Source organism: Streptomyces mobaraensis (assembly GCF_020099395.1).
Classification (GTDB): Bacteria; Actinomycetota; Actinomycetes; order Streptomycetales; family Streptomycetaceae; genus Streptomyces.
The window spans coordinates 544,869-561,259 of record NZ_CP083590.1 but is presented as its reverse complement, the minus strand read 5'-3'; the positions used below and the strand labels follow the sequence as shown (position 1 = coordinate 561,259).

Sequence of the window (16,391 nt, the reverse complement as noted above, 5' to 3'; positions counted from 1 at the left end):
GCGCCCCGTTCGTCCCGTCTGCTCCGTCCGCTCCGTCTTTCACCCCCGTCACCGCCCGGCCGGCTGCGTCGGCCAGGCGGCGCGGTTGTCGACGACCCGGTCGGCCAGGCCGTAGGTCACCGCCGCCGGGGCGTCGAAGACCGTGTCCCGGTCGGTGTCGGCCAGGATCCGCTCGACGTCCCGCCCGGTGTAACGGGCCAGCAACTCCGCCTGCGTGGACCGTCGGCGCAGCAGCTCCTCGGCGTGGATCACCAGGTCGGAGGGGGTGCCGCGGACCGGCTCCGGCAGGGCGGGCGGGCCGATGAGCACCCGGGCGTGCGGCAGCACCGCCCGCTTGCCCGGGGTGCCGGCGGCGAGCAGCAGGGCGGCGGCCGGGCCGGCCTGGCCCAGGCAGACGGTCTCGATGTCGCAGGCGATGTAGCGCAGGGTGTCGTGCACGGCGCACAGGGCGGCGAAGGAGCCGCCGGGGGAGTTGATGTAGAGCGAGACGTCCCGGTCGGGCGCCGCGTGCTCCAGATGCATCAGCTGGGCGATCACGTCCGTGGCGGCGGTGTCGTCGACCTCCGTGCCCAGCATGACGATCCGCTCCGACAGGAGTTTCGAGTAGGGGTCGAGCGTGCGGCGGCCGTCGGTGGTGCGCTCGGTGAACTCCGGCAGGACGTGACGGGACGTGTACGGGATCACGGCTGGCCTCCAGGGCGTGGTCGACGCGGGCGTGCTGCGGTGGACGGCGCGTCGGTCCTGATCGCGACGCCCTCTGTAAAAAATGTACAGGACGTACGTGCTGATGGAACGGGATCGGATTCTAGTGATCAGGTGAAATGCCCAGGTAAGAGGGCTTTTTGACTCCCCGCAGGTCACAGATAACTCACGCCTCGGCGGTCTCACGGTCAGCCTTCAGCGGCCGGACGTGGTCCTCGGTGGCCGGCAGGTGGGAGGGGTCGGGACGGTAGAAACCCCGCAGCCGGCGCACTGGAAGCGGATGGGGCGGGCGGGCCGGCCCGCCTTGACGTTGCTCGGCTCGATGCGGCCGCCGAAGGGGACGGCTACCGAGCGCCGTTTCGTAGGCGGTATTCGAGGTCATCGGGGCTGGGCGCGGCACGTTCGCCGGGGTCTCTCCCGCGCGGATCGCCGACGTGACAGAGGTGACGTGGGGGCGCAAGCACCGCACGGATGTCCGAGAGTGAGGCCTCGTTCGGTCCACGTGCTGTCCCCGGTGATGCGCAGGGTCTCGACGCTGGGCAGGTCGGCGTGCGGTGGCTCGCCTTCGCCAGGCTCATCGTGGTCGGCGTATGCCGCGCGGATCCGGTAGCCGAATTCCGCCGAGCCCGGATCCAGGTAGAAGGTGACGTCGCACTGTCCACAGGGCGTGTGTCGAAGTGATTCACGTGAACTGATGGTTTGGGGTGTCCATCCCCGATTTCGATCACTGTGCGGGCAGGGCTGGGACGGCGACGCCGGCCGGAGGGTGAACCGGCTGCCGGAAGGCGAGACAACTCTCGTGCGCACCGCGGGTAGTTCGCGCATGCGTCCGGCGACGCGGATCGACGTCTGCCAGGCGACAATGAGGAGGCATGGATGCCGGTCACCGAGCTCGTGGTGGGTACCCCGTCATGGCAAGGGCGATCCGGGCCGCGCCCAGCGAGGGGGGCAGTGGCGGCCTCGGGAGTGGTCCTGCCCGTGGGGCCGACGGGGATCGGGACGTCGGCCGCCCGATTCTCCAGGCACGAGGCAGCGCCCCCCGGGCCGGGTTCGTGCCACGCCGGTCCGGCGGCGCAGCCGGCCGACGGACCCGGCCGTACGCCGGAGGCGAGTCAGCTCCGCATCCCGAAGTTCCACTTTCCGTGGCCTTCGGCGGTCCACCCCGACGCCGACGATGTCGAACGGGGTGCCAGGATGTTCGCCGAGCGGTACGGACTCGCCCCCGACGAGGCATACCGGGCCAGGCTGGCCCGGGCCAAGTACGGCAGGTTCGCGGCGCGCTGCTACCCGGAGGCCGGCCGCGAGTTGCTGCGGGCCCTGGCCGACTACGCGCTCTGGTTCTTCATCGTCGATGACATGTTTGTCGACCGCGTGGAGACGCTCACCGACCGCACCCTGCCCAACCTCACTACCTCACTGCGATGATCGATGTTTGCATCCACCGGTTCTTCTGAGCCGGGCTCCGCGCGGCGTCTGACGGCCGCACAGCGCCCCGGGTGTGGCCGCCAGACGGGCGGCGCGGCAGACTGCGCGGGTGAGTAACCCGACCCGCGACCGCGCCCTGGGGAGCGGTGTCACCGCCCTGATCCCCGACATGCAGACCCCGGCCGGCCGCGCCCGGGCAGCCCTGGCCGCCGTTCAGACCGCTCAGGTCCCTCTCGCTCTCGTCGTCCTCGACGCAATCACCGGCCTGCTTGCCTCACCGGCTGACCCCGGTCGGGTCCTGACCCGAACGCCCCTCGGACCCCGCATCGGCGGGGCCCTTGTCGTACCCCTTGAGCCCGGCCTGTTGTGAACCTGATGGGAGGTCAGGGCTACCCGTCACACTGGCCTCCTCGCCGACCAGCAGGGGGTCAGTGTGACGTTCGGGGCCGTGCATCAGGAGTGGGGGACCGTCTTCGCGCACCTGCCCGACCTGGGATGCGGCCGCATCTGGACCGAGGCATGGAAGGCCCGGCCGCTTGCGCCGATCGTGTGTGAGAGGGTGAAGCCCGGCGGGACTTCGTCAGATGGACGGGACGCGTACGAGGCCAGGCCGTTCCATGTCCCCGTTGAACCGGTAGGCCGGCAGTGACGTGGTCTTGATGAGACGGAAGCCCTTGCCGCCGTTGTCCAGGGTCGTGGTGCCGGCCTTGCCGTCGGCGACCCAGTGCAGGATGATCGCGAACGCGCAGTCGCCGGTGGTGTTCTTCGCGTGGATGAGGAAGTCCTCGGGGTCGGTGAGACTGACCTTGAAGGGGAAACGCACCGGCGGGATCGCTTTGCCGTCGTTGTCCTGGCCGGCGCCGGCGGTCACCTTCACCGGCCGACGAGCGAAGTCCGCGGTGAACGGCCGCTGGGGCTGCTCCCCACCGCAGCCGTACGCGGTGTTGATGACGACGCCATGGGTCGGCGGAGGAGCGCTGCGCAGAACCGTGACCTCCAAGCCCGTGAGAATCACCGACTCCTCGGTGCGGCCCTGCACCGTCATGGCCACCGGCGGACTGTACTGGTCACTGACGAACTCCGTCGGCGTCGCGCTCTTCGTGCGGTTCTTCCACGCGGTGAAGTACTGCTCCGCCGGGCCGTCGTACCAGATCGTCGGGCCGCACACGTCGTCGGACCATGCGGCGCGCACGGCCAGAGGCGGCTTGCCCGTCCAGACCGGTCCGTCCGGCGACGCGCCGGCTGCTGACGACAGGGGAGCGGGCCGTCCGTGCCCGGCGGAGGGCGCCGCCGGGGCGCCGGTACGGCCGCCGACGGCCTCCGCCGGGGCCTGGTGACCGGTCAGCTGCCAGACGCCGACACCCGCGGCAAGCAATGTGGCCGCGGTGACGGTGACCACTTTCCAGGGCACGAGCCGGTGCCGACCGGTGACGGGGCCCCCGGCCGGCGCCGCGTCGTTCGGGGCCTCCTCTGTCTCCGCTCTCGCCGTTTTCACCGTGCGGCCGGCGGCCGCGGCCTCGTTGCGCTGCCTGCGCGCCGCGTCCCACATCCGCAGTGCTTCGGTGGTGGCCGCCTGGTCGCCGAGCGCCCGGGCGACGGCCTCGATGTTCCTGCGGTGTGACAAGCCGCGGCCATTGAAGACGTGCGTCAAGGTGCCCTTGGAGAGCGACGAGGACGGGTCGTTCTTACGGACCCGCTTGACGATGTCCTCGTAGCTGGGCGAGCCGTTTGTCACCCAGAGCTCGCGCATGTACCGCGCGAGCTCCTGCACCGCGCCCTCCTGCGCCGCCGCGTCCTCGATATCGACCACGCCCGTACCCCTCCCGCACTCCTCCGCCCTTTCCCCGGGCGGTCGGTGGAGCGCAGCCTAGACCGGGCCGCCCGGGCAGGTGGCGGCATCCGTCCAACAGGCTCCAGTCCTCTTCAACGCCATTCAAAATCCTCCAACTTCCTTCGGAATAGCGGCGGATGACGGCGCCGGGCCTTGAACTTGAGGCATCCCACCCGATCGGCCAGGCCCCGTTCGTGCCTCGGCCTCGCTGTGTCCGGAGCTGCCGTGACTCTCACTTTTCACTCGCCCCAGGGACTTTATGAACTCCTGTACGCCTGGGGAGTTCTGCAGCGCCAGGCCCGCCCGCAGCGGTGCGTCGCGTATCTCGTCCGGCACACGGACCTCGCCCTTCACGACCTCGAACACCTGCGGCTGGTACGCAACCGCTGTGCCCACCCGGAGGACGGCTGGCCCGCTCAGGTCGAGATGGACCGCGCTCTGTCCACTGCCCGCCGTGCCCGTCGCTGTCTGGGGCTGGACGGGTGATCGCGGCAGCACCAGCCCTTCGAGTGACAGGGTGGCATGCGGGCTGTCAGTCACCGACCTCGTCTGGGGGCACACAGTCCTCCAGGACTCAACCTGAGCCCCTCTCCAGGCGGGCCCGGTCGGGCCCGTGACGCTGCCGAGCGAGCCAGATCTGCCCGAACGCGGGTGCCGGGACGCTGGACAGCTCCTGTTCCACGTCTCACCTCGGCTCACACATTTCTCACAGACGAGAGCGCACGGGCGCATACGAGAGTCCCTGACCTGGGCATTCGCTGTCGTCACGGACCACGGCGGACCAGGTGGGCATTGCCTAAGCTAGGGGCATGGCCTACGAGATTCCTGTGACGCAAGCCCGAGCGGAGCTGGCGGAGCTGATCAACCGCGTCGTCTACGGCGGCGAGCGGGTCGTCGTGACGCGCCACGGGAAGCCCCTGGTCGCGCTGGTGTCCGCCGCCGACCTGGAGCGGCTGGAGCGGCGTGAGGCGGAAGCGGACGAGCGGGCCGCGGACGAGCCGGTGATCAGCACCGTCTCGACCGTCCGGCACCTGCCGTCCACCCCCGGCGACCCCGGCCGTTTCGGCATCGCGGCCGAGCACCGCGCCCCGGGGAGCGGCCCTCGGCGCTGAGGGGCGGCCCGGCGCCCCGGAGGCGGTCGTCCTGGGGATCAGTCGAAGACCGTGCTGGCGAGCAGCACGTGGACGACGGTGCCGGCGAGGACGGACAGCAGGAGATTGCGCCGCCACAGGTGCAGCGCCACGGTGAAAACCAGCGCGATGACGGTCGGCCAGGCGCGGTCGGGGACGTGCGGGTCGAAGCCGCGCAGGGTGTAGACGGCGAGGACGGCCATCACCCCGACCGGCATCGCCTTGTTGAGGTAGACGGCCAGCGGGCTCGACCGCAGCGGGGCCAGGGCGGCGAAGGGCAGGGCGCGCAGGGCCCAGGTGACGGCGACGGCGGTGGCCACGGCCGCGATCAGGTATCCGGTGTCAGGCACGGATCCGCTCCTTGTCGTCGTTCTGGTCCTGCCGGTCCTGCCGGTCCTGCCGGTCCTGCCGGTCCTGCCGGTCCTGCCGGTCCTGCCGGTCCTGCCGGTCCTGCCGGTCCTGCCCTCCCTGTCGGTCCTTCCGTGTCCGCCGTCTCCGCCGCGTCTTTCCGGTCCAGACGTAGCGGGCCAGCAGCCCGGCGGTGAACAGCGCGAACGCGACAAGCAGCATCTGCCCGGGGAACGTGAACCGGGCCACAAGCGCGCAGGCCAGGGCCAGCAGCGGGGTGGGGATGTCGCGGCGGGCGCGGAAGGCGTCGATGGCCAGGACGGTGAAGAGGGCGGTCACCGCGAAGTCGAGGCCCTTGATGCTCTCCGGTATCACCGAGCCCAGCAGGGCGCCGGTCGTCGCCCCGCCGGCCCAGTAGCAGTGGATGAACACCTGGAGCCAGAGGATCCGCCGGCCGGAGTGGTTCCGGGCGGCCTCGCCGACCGTGACCGCGTACGCCTCGTCGGACAGGGCGAAGGTGCTGTACACCTTCCCGAGCCGGCCCCGGACCCGGTGCAGCGGGAAGGACAGCGCGTAGAAGACGTGCCGGAAGTTGACCAGGAAGGCCGTCACCGCGATCGACGCGAGCGGCGCGGTCGACAGCACCAGGCCGAGGAAGAGGAACTCCAGGGAGCCGGCGTAGATGAAGCCGGAGAAGACGCTCGCCCACCACCACGGGAGCCCGGAGTGGGCGACCAGGACGCCGAAGGCCACGCCCATCGGACAGGCCCCCAGGCCCACCGAGCCGGAGTCCTTGAGTGCGCGTCGCAGGTCCGTCCGCAGTCCCTCGGGGGGAGCCGGGGGAGAGGGGGCAGTGCCGGTGCCGATGTGTCCCGTCGGAAGGGTCGCCATGCGGCAATCCTAGGATGTATGCCGCCTCATATGGTTTCGAAATATGCCCGTAGGGTGGGTGCATGAGTAACAAAAGTAAAGTCGACGAGGTCGATCGTGACATCTTGTATCACCTTCAGCAAGACGGGCGGCTGACCAACGTCGAACTGGCCCGGCGGGTCGGCCTGACGCCCCCGCCCTGCCTGCGCCGGGTGAAGCGACTGGAGGAGGCCGGGATCATCACCGGCTACCGGGCGAGGGTCGACCACGAGGCGGCCGGCCGGGGGTTGGAGGTGCTGGTGTCCATCGAGGTGTCGGTCAGCGACCTGAAGACGCTGGAGGGGCTGGAGTCGACCATCGCCGCCTACGAGGAAGTCGTCGAGTTCCGCCGCGCGTTCGGCACGCCCGACTACTACCTGCGGGTGCTGGTCGCCGACTACGCCGCCTACGAGGCGTTCCAGACGAAGAAGATCATCGGCATCCCCGGCGTCGCCCGGGTCATCTCCCAGCCGACCATGAAGAAGATCAAGGTGATCGACTGAACGGCCCGGCGCGCCCGTTCGCCATGGTGACGCAAAGCGGCGGTTAACACGGTGGAAAAGCTTGCGCAGTAAGTTGCAATCACCGGCCCCCGGGCGGGTCCGCGCCCGTCGGCACCGTGCTGAACTGGGGTAACGTCCCGCTGCGTTCGGACGACAGTGAGGTGGGACCTGTGCGACTGACCCCGCACGAGCAGGAGCGGCTGCTGATCCATGTGGCCGCCGACGTGGCCGAGAAGCGCCGGACCCGCGGACTGCTCCTCAACCACCCCGAGGCCGTGGCCCTCATCACCGCGCACGTCCTGGAGGGCGCCCGCGACGGCCGGACGGTCGCCGAACTCATGGCGTCCGGACGGAAGGTGCTCACCCGCGACGAGGTCATGCCCGGCATCCCCGAGATGATCCCCGACGTCCAGGTCGAGGCCACCTTCCCGGACGGGACCAAGCTCGTCACCGTCCACGAGCCCATAGCCTGACGAGGGGGAACCCATGACCGTCGACGCCCTGATACCGGGTCAGGTCTTCCACGCGGACGAGCCCGTCCGCCTCAACGAGGGCCTGCACCGCACCCGGATCACCGTGCTCAACGCCGCCGACCGGCCCGTGCAGGTGGGCTCGCACTACCACTTCGCCGAGGCCAACCCGGGCCTCGACTTCGACCGGGCCGCCGCCCACGGCAAACGGCTCGACATCCCGGCCGGCACCGCCGTCCGCTTCGAGCCCGGCATCCCGGTGGAGGTGGACCTCGTCCCGCTGGCCGGCAAGCGGATCGTCCCGGGGCTGCGCGGGGCCTGCGGGGGCCAGCTCGATGGCTGACTCCGCGGCCGACGCGACGCTCCCGGGACCGCCCCGGCTCGACCGGGCCGCGTACGCCGCCCTCTACGGCCCCACCACCGGCGACCGCATCCGCCTCGCCGACACCAGCCTCCTGATCGAGGTGGAGGAGGACCGCTGCGGAGGGCCCGGGCGGGCGGGCGACGAGGCGGTGTTCGGCGGCGGCAAGGTCATCCGCGAGTCCATGGGCCAGTCCCGGGCCACCCGGGCCGAGGGCGCCCCCGACACCGTCATCACGGGTGCGGTGGTCCTCGACCACTGGGGCGTCGTCAAGGCCGACGTGGGCATCCGCGACGGCCGGATCACCGGCGTCGGCAAGGCCGGCAACCCCGACACCATGGACGGCGTCCACCCCGACCTGGTGATCGGACCCGAAACCGAGATCATCTCCGGCAACGGGCGCATCCTCACCGCCGGAGCCGTCGACGCCCACGTCCACTTCATCTGCCCGCAGGCCGCCGAGACCGCCCTCGCCACCGGGATCACCACCCTCGTCGGCGGCGGCACCGGCCCGGCGGAGGGCAGCAAGGCCACCACCGTCACCCCCGGCGCCTGGCACCTCGCCCGGATGTTCGAGGCGATGGAGGCATACCCCGTCAACGTCGGGCTGCTCGGCAAGGGCAACACCGTCTCGTACGACGCCATGCGCGCCCAACTGCGCGCCGGCGCCGTCGGATTCAAGATCCACGAGGACTGGGGGGCGACCCCCGCCGTCATTGACGCCTGCCTCTCCGTGTGCGAGGAGAGCGGCGCCCAGCTCGCCATCCACACCGACACCCTCAACGAGGCCGGGTTCGTCGGCGACACCCTCCGCGCCATCGCCGGGCGCTCCATCCACGCGTACCACACCGAGGGCGCGGGCGGCGGGCACGCTCCCGACATCATCACCGTCGTCTCCGAACCCAACGTCCTCCCCAGCTCCACCAACCCCACCCGGCCGCACACCGTCAACACCGTCGAGGAACACCTCGACATGCTGATGGTCTGCCACCACCTCAACCCCGCCGTCCCCGAGGACCTGGCCTTCGCCGAGTCCCGCATCCGCCCCGGCACCATCGCCGCCGAGGACGTCCTCCACGACCTCGGCGCCATCTCCATCGTCTCCTCCGACTCCCAGGCCATGGGCCGCATCGGGGAGACCGTGCTGCGCACCTGGCAGACGGCGCATGTGATGAAGGCCCGGCGCGGCCCGCTGCCCGGCGACGGCCCGGCCGACAACCGGCGCGCCCGCCGCTACGTCGCCAAGTACACGATCAACCCGGCCGTGGCCCAGGGGCTCGACCACGAGATCGGGTCGGTAGAGGAGGGGAAACTCGCCGATCTGGTGCTGTGGGAACCGGCCTTCTTCGGCGTCCGGCCGTTGCTCGTGCTCAAGGGCGGGCAGATCGCCTGGGCGCAGATGGGCGACGCCAACGCCTCCATTCCCACCCCCCAACCCGTGCTGCCGCGTCCGATGTTCGGGGCGGTGGGCCGCGCCCCCGCCGCCACCTCCCTCAACTTCGTCACCCAGTGGGCCCTCGACGACGGCCTTCCCGAACGCCTCGGGCTCGGCAAGCGCTTCCTCCCCATCCGCGACACCCGGGGCGTCACCAAGGCCGACATGCGCGAGAACGACGCCCGGCCGCGCGTCGAGGTCGACCCGGACACCTTCACCGTCACCGTCGACGGCGATCCGGTGGAACCGAGCCCGGTGATGGAACTCCCCATGGCCCAGCGCTACTTCCTCTTCTGATGACGGGCGTCGACACCACCGCTCTCGGCCCGCTGCTCGTCCTCGCCGACGGGCGGTTCCCCGCCGGCGGCCACGCGCACTCCGGCGGCGCGGAGGCGGCCGTCGCCGCGGGCCGCATCCGGGACGCGGCCGACCTGGAGGAGTTCTGCCGCGGCCGGCTGCACACCGCCGGGCTGACCGCCGCCGCGCTCGCCGCGGCGGCCGCCGCCGGCGCGGACCCGCTCCTCCTCGACGAGGCCGCCGACGCGCGGACACCGTCCCCGGCCCTGCGCGCCACCGCCCGCCGCCTCGGCCGCCAGTTGATGCGCGCCGCGCGGGCGGCCTGGCCCTCACCCGCCCTCGACACCCTCGCCGCGGCCCGGCCGCGCGGCGCCCACCAGCCCGTCGTCCTCGGCCTCACCGCCCGCGCGGCGGGGCTGGGGGCGGGGGCCGCCGCGTACGCGGCCGGGTACGAGGCGATCGGCGGGCCCGCCACGGCTGTCGTACGGCTCCTCGGTCTCGATCCGTTCGACGCTACGGGGGTGCTGGCGCGGCTGGCGCCGGAGCTGGACGCGGTGGCGGGGCGGGCCGCGGCTCTGGGGGTGCGTGTTCTCGCGGAGGGGGCGGACGTGCTGCCGGCTGCGTCGGCGCCGCTGCTGGATGTGATGGCGGAGGTGCATGCGGGGTGGCCGGTGCGGCTGTTCGCTTCGTAGGGGGGTGTGCCCCGGTCCCTCCCCCAGAGGGGGCACCCCCACTTCGCCGATTCCTGGGGGCGAGCCCCCAGACCCCCCTTGTCGCGGCTTCGCCGCTCGTCCTCAAACGCCGGACGGGCTGAGAGGGGGTGCAGGGGCGCAGCCCCTGCAGGAAACGGAGAAAGGGCGGGACCGGGGTACCCCAAAAGCCCGCAACTACCCACCCAAGGGAGACCCGACAATGCACCTCGACCACTCCACCACCCCCTACCCCCACCGCCACACCCACTCAGCCACCCCAGCCCTCCGCGCGAACGGCCAGCGCCGAGCGCTCCGCATCGGCCTCGGCGGCCCCGTAGGCACCGGCAAAACGGCCACCGTGGCCGCCCTCTGCCGAGCCCTCCGCGACGAACTCTCGATCGCGGTCGTGACCAACGACATCTACACCCGCGAGGACGCCGAGTTCCTCCTCCGCAACGCCGTCCTGCCGCCGGAGCGCATCACGGCCGTGGAGACGGGCGCCTGCCCGCACACCGCGATCCGGGACGACATCTCGGCCAACCTCGAAGCCATCGAGGACCTTGAGGACACCATCGAAGGCCCCCTCGACCTCGTCCTGGTCGAGTCGGGCGGCGACAACCTCACCGCCACCTTCTCGAAGGGCCTCGTCGACGCCCAGATCTTCGTGATCGACGTGGCGGGCGGCGACGACATCCCGCGCAAGGGCGGCCCGGGCATCACCGGCGCGGACCTGCTCGTCGTCAACAAGACGGACCTCGCGCCGTACGTCGGCGTCGACTTGGACGGCATGGCGCGCGACGCCAAGGCCCAACGCGGGGACCTGCCGGTGGCGTTCACGTCGCTCGCCGCCGAGGGCGGCGTCGCGCCGGTACGGGACTGGGTGCGCGAGCGGCTCGCCGCGTGGCGCCGGGCATGACCACCGCCCCGATCGCCGGGCCGCGGCCGCCGGCGGCCGCCGTCCGGGCCGCCGCCCGCCTCGTCGCGGCCCCGGACGGCCGCGGCAGCACGGCGCTCCCCGTCCTGGCCGGCGAGGCGCCGTTCGCGCTCCGCAGGACCGGACACCGCGGGCCGGTGGCGCACGTCGCGCTGGTCGGCGCGATGAGCGCGCCGCTCGGCGGCGACCGGCTGACGCTGACCGCGACCGTCGAGCCGGGCGCAGCGCTCCGCTTCACCACCACGGCCGCCACCCTCGCCCTGCCCGGCCGGACGGGCGCCCCGGCCGCGTACGACATCCGGATCACGGTCGGGGACGGTGCGACGCTGCACTGGCTGCCCGAGCCGCTGATCTCCGCCGCGGGCAGCGACCTGCGGACGACCACCCGCGTCGAACTCGCCCCCACGGCCCGGCTGGTGCTCCGGGAGGAGCAGGTCCTCGGCCGGACGGGGGAGCGGCCCGGGCGGCTCACCGCCCGGCTGACCGTCCGCCGCGCCGGCCGCCCGCTCCTCGACCAGGAGCTGGCCTACGGGCCGGGCGCGCCCGGCTGGGAAGGCGGCGCGGTGCTCGGCGGCCACCGGGCCGTGGGGCAGCTCCTCGTCGTCGATCCGGACTTCGGCGACACCCCGCCGGCACCGGCCCTGCCGCCGGGCGAAGGGGCCGTGGCCGCCGCCATGCCGCTCGCCGGCCCTGCCGTCGTGGTGAGCGCCGTGGCGTCGGACGCCCTCCGGTTGCGCGCGCTCCTGCGCACGGCGGAAAGGGCACTGACGGACGAGGGTGACGCGGGACGCCTCAGGAGGCATCCGGCATGACGTCATCCTTACGGATTAGTAAAGATTCACCCGAACAACCTGTCCATCTTGGTACGGGAGACGGAATCATCCCTGGTGCAGCTCTGTGATCATCGCCGTCCCGATCCGAGGACGGCGTTCCCAGCAGGGGGATTCCCACGTGAGACCTAAAGCGATACTCGGCGCGGCCACCGGCACCGTGATGACCGGCGCCCTCGTCGCGGGCTTCCTGGCCGCTCCGTCGGCCAGTGCCACCGAGCGCGTGCCCGGCGGCGCCGCCGAGGCCAAGGGCGTGCAGGCCGCCGCCGCGAAGGCGGCGAAGACGGGCATCAAGTGGCAGGACTGTCCCGCCACCTGGGGCCTGGAGAAGCCCATCCAGTGCGGTTGGGTGACCGTCCCGGTCGACTACGCCAAGCCGAACGGCCCGACGATCAAGATCGCCGTGGACCGCGTCCACTCCACCGGCACCGCCAAGGAGCGCCAGGGCTCGCTGGTCTACAACCCGGGCGGCCCGGGCGGTTCCGGCCTGAAGTTCCCGCGCAAGGTCACGACGAAGAACCCCATCTACACCAAGGTCGCCAAGGCCTACGACTTCGTCGGCTTCGACCCGCGCGGTGTGGGCAAGTCCGCCCCGATCTCCTGCGTCGACCCCAAGCAGTTCGTCGCCGCCCCCAAGGCCGACCCGGTGCCGGGCAACGAGGCGGACAAGCTGGCGCAGCGCAAGCTCGCCAAGCAGTACGCGGACGGCTGCGCCAAGCGCAGCGGCAAGATGCTGCCGTACATGACGACCATGAACACCGCCCGCGACCTCGACGTCGTGCGCGCCGCCCTGGGCGAGAAGAAGCTCAACTACCTGGGCGTCTCCTACGGCACCTACCTGGGCGCCGTCTACGGCACGCTGTTCCCGGGCCACGTCCGCCGCATGATCGTGGACAGCGTCGTCAACCCGGACACCAGCAACATCTGGTACGACGCCAACCTCGAGCAGGACATCGCCTTCGAGGGCCGCTTCAAGGACTGGGAGCAGTGGGTCGCCAAGTACGACTCCGTCTTCCACATCGGCAACAGCCAGGCCAAGGTGCACGCCCAGTGGCTGAAGCTGCGCGCCGAGGCGAAGAAGAAGCCGATCGGCGGGGTCGTCGGCCCGGCCGAGCTCATCAACTTCTTCCAGAGCGCCGCGTACTACGACTCCTCCTGGATCCCGGTCGCCGACACCTGGGCCAAGTACCGCGCCGGTGACAAGAAGGCCCTCGTCGAGGCCGCCGGCCCCGACCTGGCCGGTGCCGTCTCCGCCGAGAACGGCAACGCCGTCTACACGGCCGTCGAGTGCGCCGACGCCAAGTGGCCCACCAGCTGGAAGAAGTGGGACCGCGACAACACCCGCATCCACCGCCAGGCCCCCTTCATGACCTGGGCCAACGCCTGGATGAACCTCCCCTGCGCCACCTGGAAGGGCCCGCAGGGCACGCCCCTTGAGGTCAAGACCTACAAGGGCCTGCCGCAGACCCTCATCGTGCAGTCCACCCGCGACGCCGCCACCCCCTACGTCGGCGCGGTCGAGCTGCACAAGCGCTTCCAGGGCTCCCGCCTGATCACGGAGAAGGGCGCCGGCTCGCACGGCGTCACCGGCCTGGTCAACCCCTGCATCAACAACCGGGTCGACACCTACCTGCTCACCGGCAAGGTCGACGCCAAGGACGTCACGTGCACCCCGCACGCCGTCCCGGCGCCGAAGGCCGCCGCCGCCAAGTAACAGGCCGACGGACTCACCACCTCCGCACCCCGGGCCGGATCACGGCCCGGGGTGCGGTCTTTTCCGAGCCCGCGGGAAGCGGGCGGGAAGCGGACAGGAACAGGCACTCATGACAGCCCCCACGACAGTTCCCCTGACAACCCCCGTGAGAGCACCAGCCACCGTCGTCGCCCTGGCGTCCTACCCGGTCAAGGGCTGCGCCGGGACCGCCCTCGGGCAGGCGGTCCTGACGCCCGCGGGGCTCGCGCACGACCGGACGTTCATGGTCGTCGACGACGAGGGGGTGTTCCGCAGCCAGCGCAAGGACCCGCTCCTCGCGACGATCCGCCCCGAGGTCGGCGCCGACGGCGCGCTGCTCACCCTGCGGGCGCCCGACGCCGGCGAGGTCGTCGTCGAGGTGGACACCACCGGGCCCAGGCGCGGCGTCGAGATGTTCGGCCTGCCCTACCGGGCCGTCGACCAGGGGCCGGACGCCGCCGCCTGGCTGAGCGAGGTGCTCGGCGCGCCCAGCCGGCTGGTCAGGGTGCCGCCGGAACACGACCGCGTCACCGACGGGCTCACCCCGGGCACCTCCGGCTGGGCCGACAGCTCCGCCGTCCACCTGCTCTCCCGCTCCAGCCTCGCCCTGCTCGACGCGAAGCTGGCCGAGCGCGGCGCGGAGCCGCTCCCCGTGAACCGCTTCCGCCCCAACATCGTCGTCGACGGCTGGGACGAGCCGCACACCGAGGACCGGCTGCGCCGCTTCGCCATCGGCGACGCCGAACTGGCCTACGCCAAGCTCGCCGTGCGCTGCGCGGTCACCATGGTCGCCCAGGAGAACGGGACGAAGGCCGGCCCGGAACCCCTCCGCACCCTCGCTGCCTACCGGCGGGCGGCGGCGGGCGGGGTCGTGTTCGGCGCCAAGTTCTCCGTCCTCCGGCCCGGAACCCTGTCCGTCGGCGACGAGTTGAGCGTCGGGGAGTGGGGCGAGCCGGAGGCGTGAGGGCCCGTCCCCGCGCTACACGGTCCGGCAGGCGCAGCCCGCGCCCGCGCAGGACGACGGGACCAGGGCGCAGCGGGCCACCGCCGCGGTCCGCGCGATGACCGCGCTGTCACCGGTCTCCGTGCTGCCGACGCGCGTCGTGTAGACCGCGACGACCAGCGGGGCCCGGCCGGGCGGCCGGACGACCGCGATGTCGTTGGCGGCGCCGCGCTGACCCGTTCCCGTCTTGTCCCCGACCCGCCAGCCGGCCGGCATGGCCTTGCGGATGCGTTCGTCCCCGGTCCGGCACCCCTCCAGCCAGCGGTTCAGCTGCTCCTGGTCGGGCGCCGCGAGGGCCGTGCCCACGGTGAGGGCGTACACGTCACGGGCCATGGCCGCGGGCGTCGTGGTGTCCCGGAGGTCACCGGGGAGGTTGGTGTTGAGCGTGGGCTCGGTGCGGTCCAGCCGGGTGTGGCGGTCACCGAGCGTCCGGGCGAACGCGCCGATCGCCCGCGGGCCGCCCAACTGCTCCAGCAGCAGGTTGCCCGCCGTGTTGTCGCTCACGGCGATGGTCGCGTCGCACAGCTCGCGTACGGTCATGAAGCCCCGGGGGAGGTTGGCCTTGGTGACGTCGGAGCCGTCGATGACCTCGCTGTAGTACACGGGACGGTCCAGGAGCCCGGGGGCGTCCCGGCGCGCCTTGTCCAGGATCGCGGCGGCGGCCAGGAACTTGAACGTCGAGCAGATCGCGAAGCGTTCGTGCGCCCGGTACGTCACCGACCGCCCGGAGCCGGTGTCGAACGCCGCCAGTCCGATCCGGCCGTGGTACGCCTCCTCCATGGCGCGCAGCCGTTCCGCCACCCCGTTCCCGGCGGCGTGCGCGACCGGGGCGGCCAGGGCGGCCGCCAGCGGTACGGCGGCTGTCGCGGTCAGCAGTCCTCTGCGGGATATCCCTGTTTCCATGATCGGCACACTAGCCGCGCCCTCCGAACACGGCGGAGAACGCGGCTCGTGTCGGCGAGTCGCTCCTCCGGTCCAGCACCGCGAAGACCACACGCCCGAAGTGCCCGGCGAACCGGCCCCTACCGGTGAGGTGAGCGGCGAACGCGGCGGCCACGTGCGCCGGTTCGTTACGGAAGACGCCGCATCCCCAGGCGCCGAGCACCAGTTGCCCGTACCCGTGCGCCGCCGCCACCTCCAGTACCCGCCCGGCGCGCGCGACCAGCGCGGCGGGGATCCGGCCGGCCCGCTCCGGCGTCCGCCGCTCGATCACACCCGCGTTGGGGGCCGCCGAGGTCAGGAAGCCCGCGCGGAACGGGGATTCGAGCAGGGCGGACCGGTCGTCGCGGAAGACCGGCACACCGGGGGAGTGGGCGACCCGGTCGCTGTAGAACGGGCTGGGGTCGGCCCGGTGTTCCGCATAGAACCCGGGCACCTCGCGCAGGCAGGCGTACAGCGCCGAGCCGCGGCACACCGCTTCCTCCTGCGCCTGCGCGCCGTTGAGGTAACCGCCGCCCGGGTTGCGGGCGGAGGCGAAGTTCAGCACCGCGACCTCGCCGGCGGCCCGGTCGGCCGCCAGCCGGCGGGCCGCCGCCAGGCTGTCCTCCCCGGTCACCTCGAACACCGTGGCCGCTCCGGTGGTGCCTTCTCCGGGGACGGCCACCGGGCCCGGCCCGTACAGCCGCGTCCCCGCGCGGGCCGCCGCGACCGCGTCGGCGATGTCCACCACCCGCCCGCCGGGCGCCGTGTACCGGCCCTCGGCGACGATCCGTTCCGTCTCCCGCGCGATCGCGCGCAGCCGTGCGCTCATCTGTCACTCCTCGTCACGCCGGTGACCCTAGGCGTACGA

Annotated in this window: 18 protein-coding genes and 1 pseudogene; 12 read left to right on the top strand and 7 right to left on the bottom strand. The window is 72.3% G+C overall.

Annotated features, from left to right (window positions below; all coding sequences use genetic code 11):
* Positions 1–48 precede the first annotated feature (48 nt).
* Both K7I03_RS02155 and K7I03_RS02150 read right to left on the bottom strand, forming a co-directional pair.
* Positions 49–684, bottom strand: coding sequence for an ATP-dependent Clp protease proteolytic subunit (locus K7I03_RS02155; RefSeq protein ID WP_185942971.1), 636 nt, complete (start codon positions 682–684; stop codon positions 49–51).
* A 187-nt stretch (positions 685–871) separates the two neighbouring features.
* Positions 872–1,093 (bottom strand): annotated as a pseudogene (locus K7I03_RS02150) (tyrosine-type recombinase/integrase); the annotation flags it as partial.
* 803 nt (positions 1,094–1,896) lie between these two features.
* On the opposite strand from K7I03_RS02150, the gene K7I03_RS02145 reads away from it, so the two are divergent.
* Positions 1,897–2,127 carry a hypothetical protein gene (locus K7I03_RS02145; RefSeq protein WP_185942972.1) on the top strand — a complete coding sequence of 77 codons (231 nt, stop codon included), beginning with the start codon at positions 1,897–1,899 and terminating at the stop codon, positions 2,125–2,127.
* A gap of 580 nt (positions 2,128–2,707) precedes the next feature.
* Here K7I03_RS02145 and K7I03_RS02140 read toward each other — a convergent pair.
* Complete coding sequence (locus K7I03_RS02140; protein ID WP_185942973.1) at positions 2,708–3,937, bottom strand: hypothetical protein; 1,230 nt, start codon at positions 3,935–3,937, stop codon at positions 2,708–2,710.
* Positions 3,938–4,183: 246 nt separating this feature from the next.
* Here K7I03_RS02140 and K7I03_RS02135 point away from each other — a divergent pair, with 246 nt between their 5' ends.
* Positions 4,184–4,444 (top strand): hypothetical protein, encoded by a 261-nt coding sequence (locus K7I03_RS02135; RefSeq protein ID WP_185942974.1) that lies wholly within the window; start codon positions 4,184–4,186, stop codon positions 4,442–4,444.
* Positions 4,445–4,767: 323 nt separating this feature from the next.
* Positions 4,768–5,070, top strand: coding sequence for a type II toxin-antitoxin system Phd/YefM family antitoxin (locus tag K7I03_RS02130; protein WP_185942975.1), 303 nt, complete (start codon positions 4,768–4,770; stop codon positions 5,068–5,070).
* Between the two features lie 38 nt (positions 5,071–5,108).
* On the opposite strand, the gene K7I03_RS02125 is transcribed toward K7I03_RS02130, so the two are convergent.
* Both K7I03_RS02125 and K7I03_RS02120 read right to left on the bottom strand, forming a co-directional pair.
* Entirely contained in the window at positions 5,109–5,438 is a 330-nt protein-coding gene (locus tag K7I03_RS02125; protein ID WP_224346823.1) for a branched-chain amino acid transporter permease, read from the bottom strand.
* Positions 5,431–6,327 carry an AzlC family ABC transporter permease gene (locus K7I03_RS02120; RefSeq protein ID WP_224346822.1) on the bottom strand — a complete coding sequence of 299 codons (897 nt, stop codon included), beginning with the start codon at positions 6,325–6,327 and terminating at the stop codon, positions 5,431–5,433. The genes K7I03_RS02125 and K7I03_RS02120 overlap by 8 nt, the downstream gene beginning before the upstream one ends.
* Positions 6,328–6,389: 62 nt before the next feature.
* Here K7I03_RS02120 and K7I03_RS02115 point away from each other — a divergent pair, with 62 nt between their 5' ends.
* The 9 genes from K7I03_RS02115 (at position 6,390) to K7I03_RS02075 (ending at position 14,563) form a co-directional block, all read left to right on the top strand.
* Positions 6,390–6,848: an Lrp/AsnC family transcriptional regulator gene (locus K7I03_RS02115; RefSeq protein WP_185942978.1), complete on the top strand. Its 459-nt coding sequence runs from the start codon at positions 6,390–6,392 to the stop codon at positions 6,846–6,848.
* Positions 6,849–7,018: 170 nt separating this feature from the next.
* Positions 7,019–7,321, top strand: coding sequence for an urease subunit gamma (locus K7I03_RS02110; protein WP_185942979.1), 303 nt, complete (start codon positions 7,019–7,021; stop codon positions 7,319–7,321).
* Positions 7,322–7,349: 28 nt separating this feature from the next.
* Positions 7,350–7,661 (top strand): urease subunit beta, encoded by a 312-nt coding sequence (locus K7I03_RS02105; RefSeq protein ID WP_185942993.1) that lies wholly within the window; start codon positions 7,350–7,352, stop codon positions 7,659–7,661.
* Complete coding sequence (locus K7I03_RS02100) at positions 7,654–9,411, top strand: urease subunit alpha (RefSeq protein WP_185942980.1); 1,758 nt, start codon at positions 7,654–7,656, stop codon at positions 9,409–9,411. Before K7I03_RS02105 ends, K7I03_RS02100 begins: the two co-directional genes overlap by 8 nt.
* Positions 9,411–10,103, top strand: coding sequence for an urease accessory protein UreF (locus tag K7I03_RS02095; RefSeq protein WP_185942981.1), 693 nt, complete (start codon positions 9,411–9,413; stop codon positions 10,101–10,103). The genes K7I03_RS02100 and K7I03_RS02095 overlap by 1 nt, the downstream gene beginning before the upstream one ends.
* Before the next feature lie 220 nt (positions 10,104–10,323).
* Positions 10,324–11,019 (top strand): urease accessory protein UreG, encoded by a 696-nt coding sequence (gene ureG, locus K7I03_RS02090; RefSeq protein WP_185942982.1) that lies wholly within the window; start codon positions 10,324–10,326, stop codon positions 11,017–11,019.
* Positions 11,016–11,849, top strand: coding sequence for an urease accessory protein UreD (locus K7I03_RS02085; RefSeq protein ID WP_185942983.1), 834 nt, complete (start codon positions 11,016–11,018; stop codon positions 11,847–11,849). Before ureG ends, K7I03_RS02085 begins: the two co-directional genes overlap by 4 nt.
* A 181-nt stretch (positions 11,850–12,030) precedes the next feature.
* Positions 12,031–13,581: an alpha/beta hydrolase gene (locus K7I03_RS02080; RefSeq protein ID WP_185942994.1), complete on the top strand. Its 1,551-nt coding sequence runs from the start codon at positions 12,031–12,033 to the stop codon at positions 13,579–13,581.
* A 145-nt stretch (positions 13,582–13,726) separates the two neighbouring features.
* Entirely contained in the window at positions 13,727–14,563 is an 837-nt protein-coding gene (locus K7I03_RS02075; RefSeq protein ID WP_224346821.1) for an MOSC domain-containing protein, read from the top strand.
* Between the two features lie 15 nt (positions 14,564–14,578).
* Here the strand turns inward: K7I03_RS02075 and bla are convergent, their stop codons facing one another.
* On the bottom strand, positions 14,579–15,505 hold the full coding sequence (gene bla, locus K7I03_RS02070; RefSeq protein WP_185942985.1) for a class A beta-lactamase: 927 nt from the start codon (positions 15,503–15,505) through the stop codon (positions 14,579–14,581).
* Positions 15,506–15,515: 10 nt separating this feature from the next.
* A complete protein-coding gene (locus K7I03_RS02065; protein ID WP_185942986.1) occupies positions 15,516–16,352 on the bottom strand; it encodes a TIGR02452 family protein in 837 nt (278 codons plus the stop codon).
* Positions 16,353–16,391 lie beyond the last annotated feature (39 nt).